This is a genomic window from Dyadobacter sp. HNCC25DJ185, from assembly GCF_056895195.1.
Genome location: NZ_JBXHAR010000008.1, coordinates 217085 through 231122, shown reverse-complemented (window position 1 = coordinate 231122; position 14038 = coordinate 217085). Strand labels below are relative to the sequence as shown.

Annotated in this window: 6 protein-coding genes; all 6 read left to right on the top strand. The window is 48.1% G+C overall.

Annotation, left to right across the window (positions count from 1 at the left end):
* Positions 1-116: 116 nt before the first annotated feature.
* The 6 genes from AC1XUF_RS23190 (at position 117) to AC1XUF_RS23165 (ending at position 14028) form a co-directional block, all read left to right on the top strand.
* Complete coding sequence (locus tag AC1XUF_RS23190) at positions 117-2519, top strand: ABC transporter permease (RefSeq protein ID WP_483344232.1); 2403 nt, start codon at positions 117-119, stop codon at positions 2517-2519.
* A 90-nt stretch (positions 2520-2609) separates the two neighbouring features.
* Positions 2610-5027 (top strand): ABC transporter permease, encoded by a 2418-nt coding sequence (locus tag AC1XUF_RS23185; RefSeq protein ID WP_483344231.1) that lies wholly within the window; start codon positions 2610-2612, stop codon positions 5025-5027.
* A gap of 104 nt (positions 5028-5131) precedes the next feature.
* The gene (locus AC1XUF_RS23180) at positions 5132-7561 is read left to right on the top strand and encodes an ABC transporter permease (protein WP_483344230.1); all 2430 of its coding nucleotides are present in this window, start codon (positions 5132-5134) and stop codon (positions 7559-7561) included.
* On the top strand, positions 7558-9183 hold the full coding sequence (locus tag AC1XUF_RS23175) for a serine hydrolase domain-containing protein (protein ID WP_483344229.1): 1626 nt from the start codon (positions 7558-7560) through the stop codon (positions 9181-9183). The genes AC1XUF_RS23180 and AC1XUF_RS23175 overlap by 4 nt, the downstream gene beginning before the upstream one ends.
* A gap of 2 nt (positions 9184-9185) precedes the next feature.
* Positions 9186-11564: an FtsX-like permease family protein gene (locus AC1XUF_RS23170; protein ID WP_483344228.1), complete on the top strand. Its 2379-nt coding sequence runs from the start codon at positions 9186-9188 to the stop codon at positions 11562-11564.
* A gap of 91 nt (positions 11565-11655) precedes the next feature.
* Positions 11656-14028 (top strand): ABC transporter permease, encoded by a 2373-nt coding sequence (locus tag AC1XUF_RS23165; protein WP_483344227.1) that lies wholly within the window; start codon positions 11656-11658, stop codon positions 14026-14028.
* Positions 14029-14038 lie beyond the last annotated feature (10 nt).

Here is a 14038-nt window from a genome sequence, read left to right as displayed (position 1 = left end):
CTCATAATCTATTGGTTATGAGCGTTTTTGTTGAATGTTGTCGCCTGGCAAGCTATTTGACCCGGAAACTTTTAGCTGTTAAGTAACAGCTACTCGCCAAAAACTTTCCTACGCCTATGTTCTCCAACTACCTCAAAATCGCCTTTCGCAGCCTTTTGAAAAATCCGGGCTATTCTGCTATTAACATTGGAGGGCTTGCGGTGGGCATGGCCGTCGCGATGCTGATTGGTCTCTGGGTTTATGATGAGGCTACGTTTGATCAATACCATAAAAATTACGACAGGCTGGTGCAAGTCATGCAGCATCAGCATTTTAACGGTCACAGGGGGACAGAGAAATCAATTCCGATGCCTTTGGTAACGGAGATTCAAAATAAATATGGCAGCAGCTTCAAACACCTGGCGATGGCGACCTGGCAAGGAGCGCATATCCTAAGCTATGGAGAGAAAAAAATCAGTAAATCCGGCAATTTTATGGGTGTGCCGATGCCAGAAATGCTTTCATTGGAAATGGAAGGCGGGGATTATGGTGCACTGAAAGAGACATACTCCATCATGCTTTCTTCAAAAACTGCCGAGGCACTTTTTGGTGATGAAAAGGCGATGGGCAAGATTGTCCGGATAGACAATAAAACGGACGTCAAAGTAACAGGAGTTTATAAAGACCTTCCTTTTAATACGGAGTTTCAGCAATTGGCTTTCATTGCTCCCTGGGAGCTGTTTATCGCTACGGAATCCTGGGCAAAACGGGCACGCGACGAGAATCAATGGGACAACAACTCCTTTCAACTGTTTGCGCAAGTTGCTGAAAAGGTCGATATAGAGAAGCTGAGCACCAAAATTAGAAATGTGAAGCTCGATCGGCTTAACAAGGACGAACGCGTTTCCAAGCCGGAGATTTTTCTGCACCCAATGAGTGACTGGCACCTGCGATCCAATTGGGAAGAAGGGGTGAACACTGGCGGCTTTATAAAATATGTGAAGCTTTTTGCCATCGTCGGGATATTTGTTCTGTTGCTGGCCTGCATTAATTTCATGAACCTCAGTACTGCCAGGTCTGAAAAGCGCGCCAAAGAAGTTGGCATACGCAAAGCGGTGGGATCGCTACGTGGCCAACTGATCAATCAGTTTTTTAGTGAATCCTTCCTCGTCGTGATCCTGGCGTTTGTTTGTGCAGTCGTATTGGCGATCACATTGCTTTCTGCATTCAATGCCATCGCATATAAGAAAATTGAATTTCCCTGGGGCCAGCCTGTATTCTGGATTGTGAGCTTGCTCTTTATTTTTCTGACGGGACTTCTTGCAGGGAGCTATCCTGCGCTATACTTATCATCCTTTCAGCCGGTTAAGGTTTTGAAAGGCACATTCCGGGTAGGGAAATTAGAAGCTGTTCCCCGCAAAGCATTGGTGGTCATTCAGTTTACGGTCTCCATCACGCTGATTATTGGGACGGTGATTGTGTATCAGCAGATACAGCATACTAAAAACCGTCCTTTGGGTTACGATAGCAATGGCCTGGTTATGATCAATAACGGAGCGCCGGAGTTTGAACAAAAATTGGAGCTGATCCAGGCAGACCTGAAAAATTCGGGTGGTATTGCTTCGGTCGCTTTGTCTTCCAGTCCTCCTACCGGCGTGTGGTCCAATAATGGTGGGTTCCATTGGGAGGGCAAGGACCCTGCATTGCAAGCTGAATTTGCAACCATTTGGGTGACCAATGATTTTGGTAAGACCGTTGGCTGGAAATTCAAAGATGGCCGCGATTTTTCACGGGAATTTTCAACCGACTCGTCTGGCGTGGTGATTAATGAGGCGGCAGTGAAATTTATTGGGATCAAGGATCCGGTAGGCAAAGTGCTGCAGTGGGGAGAGGGAAAAGACGTGGAGTACTACACCATTATCGGTGTGATCAAGGATATGCTGATGGAGTCGCCTTATGAGCCGGTGAAGCAGACGCTCTATTTTTTGAACAATAAGTCGTCCAACTGGATGACGATCAAGCTCAATCCGAATAAAAGCCCAAAAGCATCCCTGGCATCCATCGAAGGCGTTTTGAAAAAGCACGTACCCGCTGCCCCGTTTGGGTATCAGTTTGTGAGCGACGATTTTGGAAAAAAATTCGCTTCCGAGGAACGCATTGGCAAGCTGGCCGGGATCTTCGCAGGGCTGGCGGTGCTTATATCCTGTCTGGGGTTATTTGGTTTGGCTTCTTTCACGGCAGAGCAGCGGACGAAGGAGATCGGGGTGCGTAAAGTATTGGGGGCGTCGGTTCTCAATCTGTGGCAGCTGATGTCCCAGGACTTTGTTGTGCTGGTCATTATTTCGTGCATGATCGCAAGCCCAATCGCCTATTACTTTCTGAACGACTGGCTTTTAACTTATAAATATCACACAACCGTCCAATGGTGGATTTTCCCGGCCGCAGCGCTGTGCGCCATGGCGATTACAATCATCACAGTAAGTTATCAGGCAATCAGGGCCGCACTAGTGAATCCGGTGAAGTCGCTTAGGAGTGAATAAAAAGGGTTAAGGGTCAACCGGTTAAAGGTTTTCTCTGGACTCTCCCCAACTCCCTTAACCTATTAACCGTTAACATTTAACCCTTTTTCCATGCTCCGGAACTATCTGAAAATCGCCTTTCGTAATCTTACGAACAACAAAGTCTACAGTCTGATCAATATTCTGGGTTTGGCGATCGGGATTACCACTTGTGCCCTCATTACACTTTATGTGACTGATGAGGTTAGCTATGACAGGCATTTTGCGGACGGGGAACGGATTTACCGGGTCGCAGGGGAAGTGAAAGGAGAAAAGTGGGTTGCTGTGTCGGCGCCCATGGCGGCAGGTCTGAAAAAAGATTATCCCGAAGTGGAGCAGGTAACCCGGCTTTTGCGGATGCCAGGCGTGGAAAAGTTCCTCCTGAAATACGAGCCGGACCAAAAGAAGTTTTATGAGATCAACGGTTATTATGTCGATTCGACTTTCTTCCGGTTGTTTGACTACCATTTCAAATTTGGTGACAGGAACAAAGCGCTGGATCAGCCTAATTCCATCATCATTTCGGAAGACATTGCCGAGAAATTTTTCGGGAAGGCCGATCCCATCGATAAAGTGATCAAGGTGGCGCTACCATTTGGCGAGAATAACTATACCATTAAGGGTGTTTTTGATGAAACGGGCAAATCGCACATTCCTGCGCATATGTTCTTGTCGATGAACAATAACGACGTAGGGCAGTGGGTGAAAGGGCAAACCAACTGGTCGACCAACAACATATTCCACACCTATGTTAAGCTGAACAAAGCCAGTAGCGCGGAGGCCTTCGAAGGGAAACTGAAAGGTTTCCTGGAACGGAACGGCGGCTCGGACTTCAAAGCAACCGGGGTGAATAAAACGCTTTTTATCCAACCGCTCAGGGACATCTATCTGAGTTCGAACACCGGTTACGAAATTGCCCCGAACGGCAACATCAAGTATCTCTATATTTTTGGCTCCGTTGCTGCCTTCCTGCTGGTGATTGCTTGCATTAACTTCATGAACCTCAGCACAGCACGTAGTGAGAAGCGGGCGAAGGAAGTGGGTTTAAGAAAAGTGATAGGCGCCGTCAAGAGTGGTTTGGTTGGGCAGTTTTTGGGCGAATCGCTGATGATGAGCGTGTTTGCCCTGGTCATTTCTTTCCTGCTGATCCAATTACTGACACCGGTACTGAATGATGTAACGGGCAAAACCTTGTCGATCTCCGGCCAGCCGGAAATTTTTGGCTGGCTGCTGGCCCTTACCTTGCTCACAGGGCTGTTATCAGGATTTTACCCGGCATTTTATCTGTCGTCTTTCACCCCGATTGCTGTACTGAAAGGGAGGCTGAGGCGCAACCTTTCGGCGGTCGTCATCAGGAAGGGGCTTGTGGTGTTCCAGTTTACAATTTCGATGGTACTGATCCTGGGGGCATTGCTGATCGGGCGCCAGATGGATTATCTGAGTAACCGAAGTCTTGGTTTTGATAAGAATCAAAAAGTGATACTGCCCCTCCTGAGCAACGAGTCTGCGCGCAATTACCAGGTTTTAAGGAATGAGCTGGAAAACGATGCGCAGGTACTGTCCTCCACCAGGGCATCCACTTATCCGGGGATCGAGAATGTTCAGGATATGCTGTTTTATGCGGAGGGCAAGACCGTCAAAGAGAACGTCGATATCAATACGGCTTTTGTGGACGAGGCCTATGTGAAGACCCTCGGGATTACAATTCTCAAGGGAAGGAGCTTCGCAAAGGAATTTACAGCCGATTCCGGCGCGGTTGTACTGAACGAGACCGCGTTAAAGGAGCTCGGATATCCGATTGACGATGCGGTAGGCCGGAAGATTTTCTATGAATTTCAGGGCTTTAAGACTACCATGCATATCATCGGGGTTGCGAAGGACTATCATTTCCAAGGTCTGCAACAGAAAATTAAGCCTCTGGCACTAACCATTTCGCCGTTTTTTAGTGCAGCAAGCAGCTTCGTGATCGTCGACGTAAAAGGGGGAAATTATAAAAAAGTGATGGCTGGCCTGGAAAGGACCTGGACAAAAATTAACCCTAATTCTCCGTTTGAATATTCCTTCCTGGATCAGGATTTTCAGAAAAATTATGAAAAGGAACAGCGTACCTCGGAGTTGATCAGCTACTTCGCGTTTATCGGGATTTTCATTGCATGTCTCGGCCTGTTTGGGCTGGCGACGTTCACCGCCGAGCAGCGCACCAAGGAAATCGGCATCCGCAAAGTATTGGGCGCTTCGGTGCTGAGCATCACCAAATTGCTGTCCGGCGATTTTATGAAACTGGTTTTCATCTCCATCCTGATCGCCACGCCAATCGCATGGTGGGCGATGGACAAGTGGCTGGAAAACTTCGCATTCAAAACCGTTATTTCCTGGCAGATCTTCGTCATGGCAGGGACGATGCTCATTCTTGTATCGCTGATTACAGTCGGTTTTCAAACGATCAAAGCATCGCTGATGAATCCGGTGAAAAGCATGAGGAACGAGTGAGGGTAGGCTGTTCGCAGTTCGCATTTTTTGAAATTGAATGAAGGTTTTAAAATGATAACAATGCCGCTCGGCCAAGAGAGCCGACGGCCAAAAGCTAAAAAGCCATGTTCACCAACTATTTGAAAATATCCCTCCGCGGCCTCTTGAAAAACAAAGGCTATTCTGCTATTAACATTGGTGGCCTGGCTGTGGGCATGGCGGTGGCCATGCTGATCGGGCTGTGGATTTATGATGAGTTGTCATTTAATAAGTGCCACAAGAATTACGACCGCATTGCCCAGCTCATGCAGAATGAGACTATAAATGGTGTGACGGAGACGAGTTCATCAATGCCTTTTCCATTTATCCATGAGCTGAGAACCAACTACGGCGAAAGTTTTAAACATATCGTTGCTTCCACGCATGCCGGCCAGAGCGTGCTGGCGGCGGGCGAGAAAAAAATAGCAAGGACCGGCCAGTTCATAGAACCCGCCGCGCCAGAAATGTTGTCGCTCGAAATGCTGGCTGGCTCCTGGGCAGGTTTGCAGGAAATGCAATCGATTTTATTGTCGGAATCTACCGCGAAGGCACTTTTCGGCAATAAAAATCCGATGAACCAGCTGGTGAAAATTGATACCGATAAGAATGTCAAGGTGACCGGTATTTATAAAGACCTGCCCCAGAATTCCCAGTTTCACGATGTTCAGTTTTTGTCGACCTGGTCGTTGTTCCTGGCTACAAATCCCTATATGTCGCACAAAAAATGGGATAACCATGCGCTCTGGATGTATGTCGAGATCAAGCCGGAAACAACTTTTGAAAAGGCTTCCGCCGCGATCCGCGACTCGGAGCTGAATGCGATCCGCAACATCGACAATATGCAGGAGGAGTACGCCACCAATCCAAAAATGTGGCTGAACCCGATGCGCGACTGGCATTTGTATTCCGGTTTCAGCAACGGTGTCGTGGACAAAGGTCCGGTTCAATATGTGTGGCTGGTGGGCTTAATCGGCTTTTTTGTGCTGCTGCTGGCCTGCATCAATTTTATGAACCTCAGCACGGCCCGCTCCGAAAAACGGGCGAAGGAAGTGGGTATCCGCAAAGCCATCGGATCACTGCGCGGCCAGCTGATCCGCCAGTTTTTCTCGGAATCGTTCCTGGTGGTTTTTCTGGCATTTATAGTCGCGCTTGTGCTGGTCATCGCTTCGCTGGACTGGTTTAATGAGCTGGCTGCCAAGCAAATGTCCATTCCCTGGGGTAATGTCTATTTCTGGGCGTTCGGCCTGGCGTTTATTGTCGTCACGGGTTTGCTGGCGGGGAGCTATCCGGCATTGTACCTCACTTCTTTCCAGCCGGTGAAAGTTTTAAAAGGCGCCACGGTACAGTTTGGGAAATATGCTTCGCTGCCTCGCAAAGTGCTGGTAACCATGCAGTTTACGGTTTCTATTACGCTGGTGATTTGTACCATTATCATTTATAACCAGGTCCAGTTTGCCAAAGATCGCCCGATCGGTTACTCGCGCGACGGGCTGATGCTGGTCCCGTTTCGTACCGATGAATTTTATTCCAATACCGAATTATTACAAACCGAACTGGAAAATACCGGCGTCGTATCGGCAGTTGCACTTTCGCAAAGCCCCACTACCGGCGTGTGGAGTGCCGATGCAGGTTTCAACTGGAAAGGCAATGATACCGGTACCGACGAATTTGGCACACTGTCGGTTTCGCCCGAATATGCCAAAACCGTCGGCTGGGAATTTCTGGCAGGAAGGAATTTTTCAAAAGACCTTGCCTCCGATTCTGCGGGCTTTGTGCTGAACGAAACTGCCGCGAAACTCATGGGTTTTGGCGGGAAAAGAGTAGGGGAGGCGGTGGGAGAACCCATGAGTTGGAAGAGCAAATGGATGACTGGCGATATCCGTAAACAGTTCAGGATCATCGGGGTCGTAAAAGATATGGTGATGGAGTCGCCTTTCGAAAAAGCGAAGCCCACTGTTTTTATGCTTTTTGGTAACCCGAACTGGCTCAATATCAGATTGAATCCGTCCATCAGTGCGAGCGTAGCGTTGCCAAAAATCGAAGCGGTTTTCAAAAAACTGACTCCTGGCTCACCTTTCGAATACCAATTCGCAGACCAGGAATATGATGCCAAGTTCAGGACCGAGGAGCGAATCGGGAAGCTGTCAGGCTTCTTCTCATTTCTCGCGATCCTGATTTCCTGCCTGGGCCTTTTTGGCCTGGCTTCCTTTGTGGCAGAGCAACGTACCAAAGAGATTGGCATCCGCAAAGTGTTGGGGGCTTCGGTCGCCAATCTTTGGCAAATGCTTTCCAGAGACTTCGTCATGCTGGTGTTGATTTCGGCGATAATTTCCGTTCCCATTGCGCTGTTTGCGATGCGGGAATGGTTGTCCAAGTACAGTTATCATACCGAAATTTCATACTGGATTTTCCTTGGGACAGCGGTTGGGGCATTGGTGATTACTTTATTGACGGTGAGTTACCAGGCCATCCGGGCAGCGTTGCTGGATCCGGTGAAAACGTTAAGAAGCGAATGAAGTACTTCATCGCCATTCTAATGCTTCTTCTCTTCCAAAGCGCTTTCTCTCAGGCAGAAAAGCGATTTGAGGAGGAGTTGGATGATTACACCAAATTGCTTCGGCTGCCGGCCTACGCTTTGGCGGTGGCGAAGGGGGATCAAATAGTTTTTTTCAAAAGCGAAGGGTATGCAAATCCTGACAGCAAAGAGAAAATCACGAAGGACCATATGTTCGATGTTGCTTCGGTTACCAAAACTTTCACGTCCGTTGCGTTGCAGCAAATGGAGGCCGAGGGTAAGTTTTCACTCACGGACAAGCTGAGCAAATTCCCCAATAAATATTTTACGACCAACCGCTGGACCAGCGAAACGACCCTGGGGCATATCATCAGCCACACATCGGAAAGTGAGCCAATCGGGACGAATTTTGTATACAATGGCAGTAAATACAATACGGTTTTCAATGCTTTCGCCGCAGTCAGCCCACTAAAAGATAGTAGTGAACTCACACGCCCGTTTACCCTCGAGATCGAAAACCGGATTCTTTTTCCATTGAAAATGAAGCATACATTGACCCGTTATGTGGAAAAGGAAAATGCGGAGCTCAAAAAATGGGTGGTAACGCAATATGCTTTCGATCGGGCCACGGGCGGATACAAGCCAGTTCAGGTCAACCTGGAAGGTATGGAATGCGGGCCGCGTTATGGCATGATCAGCAGCGTGCAGGATCTGGTCACATTCTCCAATGCGCTGGGCAAAAATCTTCTTTTACCCCAAGACCGTTACCAGAAAATCACCACGCCGTTTTATCCGGGAAGTCCGCAGGGCATGGGCTGTTTTTCGATGCATTTTGAAGGTGTCGATCTGCATTGGGGTTATGGTTACGGGAGTAACAGCTCGACCTTGTTACTCCGGGTCCCCTCCAAAGACCTTACACTGGTTTTCCTGTCGCCCACAGGCGTGCATTCGGACGCGACCAGATTGGGCTTTGGCGATCCGTTGAATTCGCCGATTGCAACATCGTTTGTGAAAAATTACGTGTTGGGTCTCTCCGGAAAAATAGATTTCAATGCCGGTATATCGTCCATTGAGAAAAACCTGAAAAAGTTAACTGCCCAAAGTAAATCCCGGATCTACCTGGAACAAGCCTATGCGACCGTGCTAAGCATGTTTTATATGTCAAAAGCATTTTCTGAGGAAGGGCGGAAAGCTGCCGTGATTCTTAACATGCTCATCACGGACTATCCGAGTGACAAAGTGCTGAGCAGTGCCTCCGCATTCGAGCTGATCGCTTCTTTGGACGACAAATCGATATTGGCTTATGGTTCAAAAATGGCCTCCCAGTTTTCAAAAAATGGCCCGCCGCATCCATCCAAGCTGCTCCATGCCGGGATGATCGAAGAAAAACTTGGAAACCAGCAACGTGCGATTGCTTATTATGAGCAGCTCGCCAAAGGGGATGCCTTCAAGGAACAATCCTACAAGTTCGACGCTATGATGAAGCTCGCGAAGCATTACCAGGCTTCGGATACCAAGTTATCGGACGAATATCTGGACAGGTTGATCAGCTATAAAGAATACATCAGTGCACAGGACGGCATGTATAACGAAGCAAAAAAAATGTTGTCAACCCGCAAATAGCTATGTTTAAAAACTATCTCAAAATCGCCTGGCGTAACCTGCTGAAAGAGCGCCAGTTCACGCTGCTAAACCTGATTGGTCTATCTACCGGTCTGGCGTGTACCTTCCTGATCTATCTGTGGATCAACGATGAGCTGCATGTGGATAGATACAATGAAAAGGACGGGCAGCTTTATCAGGTGATGGCCAATCACAAAAACCAGGACGGGGTCAATACCATCAATCACACTGCGGGGCTATTGCCTCATGCGCTGGCTACCGAAATGCCGGAAGTGGAATATGCGGTTTCTGTGCTTCCGGCGTCATGGTTTGACAGCCAGGGAATTGTTTCGTTTGGCGATACGCATTTGAAAGCTGGCGGACAGTTTGTGGGGGAAGATTATTTCAATGTCTTCACCTGCCCGGCGGTACAGGGGGACCAGGGAACATTGTTCCGTGATAATCAGACGATCGGTATATCGGATGAGTTGGCCCTGAAAATGTTTCACGGGACTGAAAATGCGATTGGCAAAACCATCAAATGGGAGATGGGAGAGTTCAGCGGTTCCTATAACATTGGTCACGTTTTTAAGAAAAACCCTGTCCATGCCAGTGAGCGTTTCGACTTGCTTTTCAACTTCGATTTATTTGTCGAAAAACGTCCCAGCATGAAATCATGGGGTAACAGCGATCCGAGCACTTATCTGATTTTGAAGGAAGGGACTAATGTTGACGCATTGAATGCCAAGCTGAAAAACTACCTGCTGACGAAGCAAAAGGATCTGGATGTCGGATTATTTGTTGTCAAGTTCTCGGACAAATACCTGCACGGGCAATTTGAAAATGGTGTGCAGGCAGGCGGAAGGATCGTGTATCTCAAATTGTTCGGCATCATTGCCGCGTTCATCCTGATCGTTGCCTGTATCAATTTCATGAATCTGTCTACTGCCCGCTCGTCCGGTCGTATGAAAGAAGTGGGTATCAAAAAGACCCTCGGAGCGATGCGCAAATCGCTGGTGATGCAATACCTGAGCGAGTCGGTGATGATGGCATTTTTGTCGTTGATCGTGGCGATTTTAATTGTGGTAATCCTGCTTCCGCAGTTCAATCATATCACTGGAAAACAGATCGGCCTTGATCTTACATCCAATCTCATGCTCACGATCCTGGGCATTACCCTGGCTACCGGCCTGATCGCCGGCAGTTATCCGGCTTTATACCTGTCTGGTTTCAATGCGATCTCAGTTCTGAAAGGAACATTGAGAACTTCTGTCAGCGAATTGCTGGTGCGTAAAGGGTTGGTGGTGTTCCAGTTCGCGATTTCCATGATCTTCATTGTCTCCGTCGTCGTCGTTTACAAGCAGATCGAATATATCCAGACTAAAAATCTCGGTTACAGCCGCGAGAATAAAATCCACTTCGAAATCCCGATGCGGATGGATTCGGCCAGCCTTGCTGCCTCCCAGGCGTTTTTCAATGAGGTAAAAGAACTGCCTGGGGTTGTAAGCGCTGGCAGTTACAGCCATAACCTCACGGGTGCCCACGGCAGTATTTCGGATTTCGACTGGCCGGGACGTCCGCCCGGAAAGGTGATTGATTTTGCCAACCTGGAAGTAGGGTTCAATTTTATTGAGACGGCCGGGATCAAGCTCAAAGAGGGCCGCAGCTTTACCCAAAGCCAGAATGCCAGTAACGAAATTGTGTTCAACGAGTCGGCCATTAAAGCTATGGGACTGAAAGACCCCATCGGAAAAATGGTTAAGTTCTGGGGAATGGAGCGGCAGATCGTCGGAGTGGTGAAAGACTTCAATTTTGAATCCTTATATGAATCGGTTAAACCATGCTTTTTCCAGGTATATCCGGTGATGCCGAATATCATGCTGAAAATCCAGCGGGGGGCCGAGGTTTCCACCATTGTCCGTGTTGAAAAGACGTTCAAGGAGCACTACCGCGGAAACGTGTTTGAATATGAGTTTATGGACGACAATTACAAGGCATTGTATGCTTCCGAGCGTCGCATCGGGGTATTGTCAAGGTATTTTGCCGGACTTGCCGTGCTGATATCCTGCCTTGGGTTATTTGGACTGGCGGCATTTACAGCTCAAAGAAGGCAAAAGGAAATCGGCATCCGAAAAGTGGTCGGGGCTACGGTTACCAATGTAGTGACGATGCTTTCAACCGATTTCCTGAAACTGATCGTCATCGCCATGGTCATTGCATTCCCGCTGATCGCCTGGATCATGAGTCAGTGGCTCCACGAATTCGCCTACCGCATCGACCTTACACCCAACATTTTCATTTATTCTGGGCTGGCGATAGCGGTATTGGCGCTCGGAACGGTGGGTTATCAGGCGGTGAAGGCAGCGTTGCTGGATCCGGTGAAGTCGTTGCGGAGTGAATAGTTGAAATGGGGATTAAGGGTTAAAGGTCAAAAGGTCAATGACTTTTACTCTATATATATTCCCCTTAACCTTTACCCTTTTTGAAAGAGCCATGTTAACCAACTACCTAAAAATCGCCTTCCGAAACCTTGTGAACAACAAGGTCTACGCCTTTATCAACATTGGCGGGCTCGCTGTGGGGATGGCTTTTGCCATTCTGATCGGCTTGTGGGTGCAGTACGAGCTGAGTTTTGATTCGTTTCACAAAAATGGTGACCGGATTGCCCTGGTCATGAAACATACGCTCTACAATGGTCAGAAAAAGAGCCAGGATGTCACGCCTTTGCCCTTGTTTTATGAGCTCCAGAACAATTACCCGGAAGTAAAACGCATTTCGCGGATGGACCTGGGCGGCCAGCATAGTTTGTCGGCGAATGGAAACACCCTGATTGTCAAAGACGGCGCATTTGTCGACCCGGATTTTCTGGAGATGTTTGATCTGCCGATCACGGCAGGTAGCACAAAAACGGCATTGAATGAGCCGTACTCTATTGTCCTGACCAACGCTTTGGCGAAAGCATTGTTTGGTAAGGTCAACCCGATCGGAAAGATTGTCAGACTAGACAATGCCTACGACATTCAGGTAACCGGTATCGCAGCAGCTGCGCCAAAAAATTCCTCGATCCAGTTTGACTTTCTGGTACCCTACGAATTTGGCATAGCGGTTTCTGATTTCTTGAAAAGTAATAGAACTAACTGGGGAAATAACTTTCTGAAGACGGTGGTCGAACTGAAAGAGGGGACAGACATGCAGGCGTTTTCCAAGAAGATTGGCCCACTGAATGTTCAGAAAGATAAAAGCCTTAAAAATCAAACCTTGTTTTTGCATCCGTTAAGCCAATGGCATTTGCGCGATAACTATGTCAATTGGGTTAATACAGGTGGAAAAATCGAGTATGTTCGGTTATTCGGTATCATCGGTATCTTGGTGTTACTGATCGCCTGCGTCAATTTTATGAACCTCTCAACAGCCCGGTCGGAGAAAAGGGCGAAAGAAGTAGGTGTTCGCAAAGCGGTGGGCTCGGAACGTCACCAGTTGATCCTGCAATTTTTGTGCGAATCGGTACTTACTGCTTTTCTAGCTTTCCTGGTTTCGCTGTTGCTGATTAGGGTGGTCATGCCGCAACTCGGGGACGTGGGGTTTGAAAATGTCCGTTTCGATCTGAATAATTTCAATTTATTGATCTCGGTATTGCTGATATGTCTGTTTACGGGTTTTCTCTCAGGCAGTTATCCGGCTTTTTATTTATCTTCTTTCAAGCCTGTTTTGGTTTTAAAAGGCAAGTTCAGTCCGGGAAGCCGATCCATCAGCCTGCGAAAAGTGCTGGTGGTTTCTCAATTCGCGGTTTCTGTAGGCATGATCATCAGTACGATCATCGTTTACCAGCAGATCAACTATGCCAAAGACCGCCCTGTGGGTTATGACACCGACAACCTGATCTCCGTCAATGCGACTGAAAGCCTTAAAAAGAATTTTGTACCTCTCAAGCAGGAGTTGCTCAACAATGGGTTTGTGACGGCGGTTTCGGAAGCATCCCAGCCTATGACCCGCATTTATAACCGATGGAGCGATTTCTCCTGGACAGGTAAGGAAGCCAATTCAGACATTGCTCTGGATGTCATCCTGACAGAATGGGATTTTGAAAAAACGGCGGGGCTGACCTTCGTGCAGGGCCGTCCATTTTCCAGGGATTTTAAGTCCGATTCCAATGCTGTCATCTTGAATGAGTCGGCACTGAAAGTGATCGGCTATAAGGACCCGATCGGGAAAACAATGCGCTCGGGCGACAAGGTCATTACCATTGTGGGTATCGTGAAAGACCTGATCCTGGAAGATCCTTTTCAACCAGTTTATCCGCTGGCGATCCTTTTTAGCCCGGGCAATGTGAACAATATTTTTGTCCGGCTGAAACCTGGGGTCCATGTAAAAACGGCTTTGAAAGACATTAAAGCAGATTTTAAGAAATATGATGCTTCGATGCCCTTCGAATACAGCTTCGTAAATGATGAGTTTGACCAGAAGTTTGCGACGGAAAACCAAGTGGGCAAGCTCGCGGCCATATTTGCAGCCATCGCCATTTTGATCTCCTGCCTGGGATTGTTTGGCCTGGCCTCATTTACCGCGGAACAGCGGACCAAAGAGATCGGCATCAGAAAGGTTTTGGGCGCTTCCGTTGCGAACCTGTTTCAGCTGCTTTCCAGAGAATTTGTGTGGCTGGTGCTGATTTCATGCCTGATATCGATTCCGATCGCTTATTATTTTATGAACGACTGGCTGCAGAAGTACCAGTACCGGATGGAAATTTCCTGGTGGATCTTCGTCGCTTCCGGCGCAGCCGCATTGGTAATTACATTATTAACAGTGAGTTCACAGGCGATCAGGGCAGCATTGCTGGATCCGGTAAGGTCGCTGAGGAGTGAGTAGCGACCGGGCG

Bases quoted from the DNA above. Each gene is read 5' to 3' on its own strand.
- AC1XUF_RS23190 (WP_483344232.1), top strand. From the start codon at position 117: ATGTTCTCCAACTACCTCAAAATCGCCTTTCGCAGCCTTTTGAAAAAT.
- AC1XUF_RS23185 (WP_483344231.1), top strand. From the start codon at position 2,610: ATGCTCCGGAACTATCTGAAAATCGCCTTTCGTAATCTTACGAACAAC.
- AC1XUF_RS23180 (WP_483344230.1), top strand. From the start codon at position 5,132: ATGTTCACCAACTATTTGAAAATATCCCTCCGCGGCCTCTTGAAAAAC.
- AC1XUF_RS23175 (WP_483344229.1), top strand. From the start codon at position 7,558: ATGAAGTACTTCATCGCCATTCTAATGCTTCTTCTCTTCCAAAGCGCT.
- AC1XUF_RS23170 (WP_483344228.1), top strand. From the start codon at position 9,186: ATGTTTAAAAACTATCTCAAAATCGCCTGGCGTAACCTGCTGAAAGAG.
- AC1XUF_RS23165 (WP_483344227.1), top strand. From the start codon at position 11,656: ATGTTAACCAACTACCTAAAAATCGCCTTCCGAAACCTTGTGAACAAC.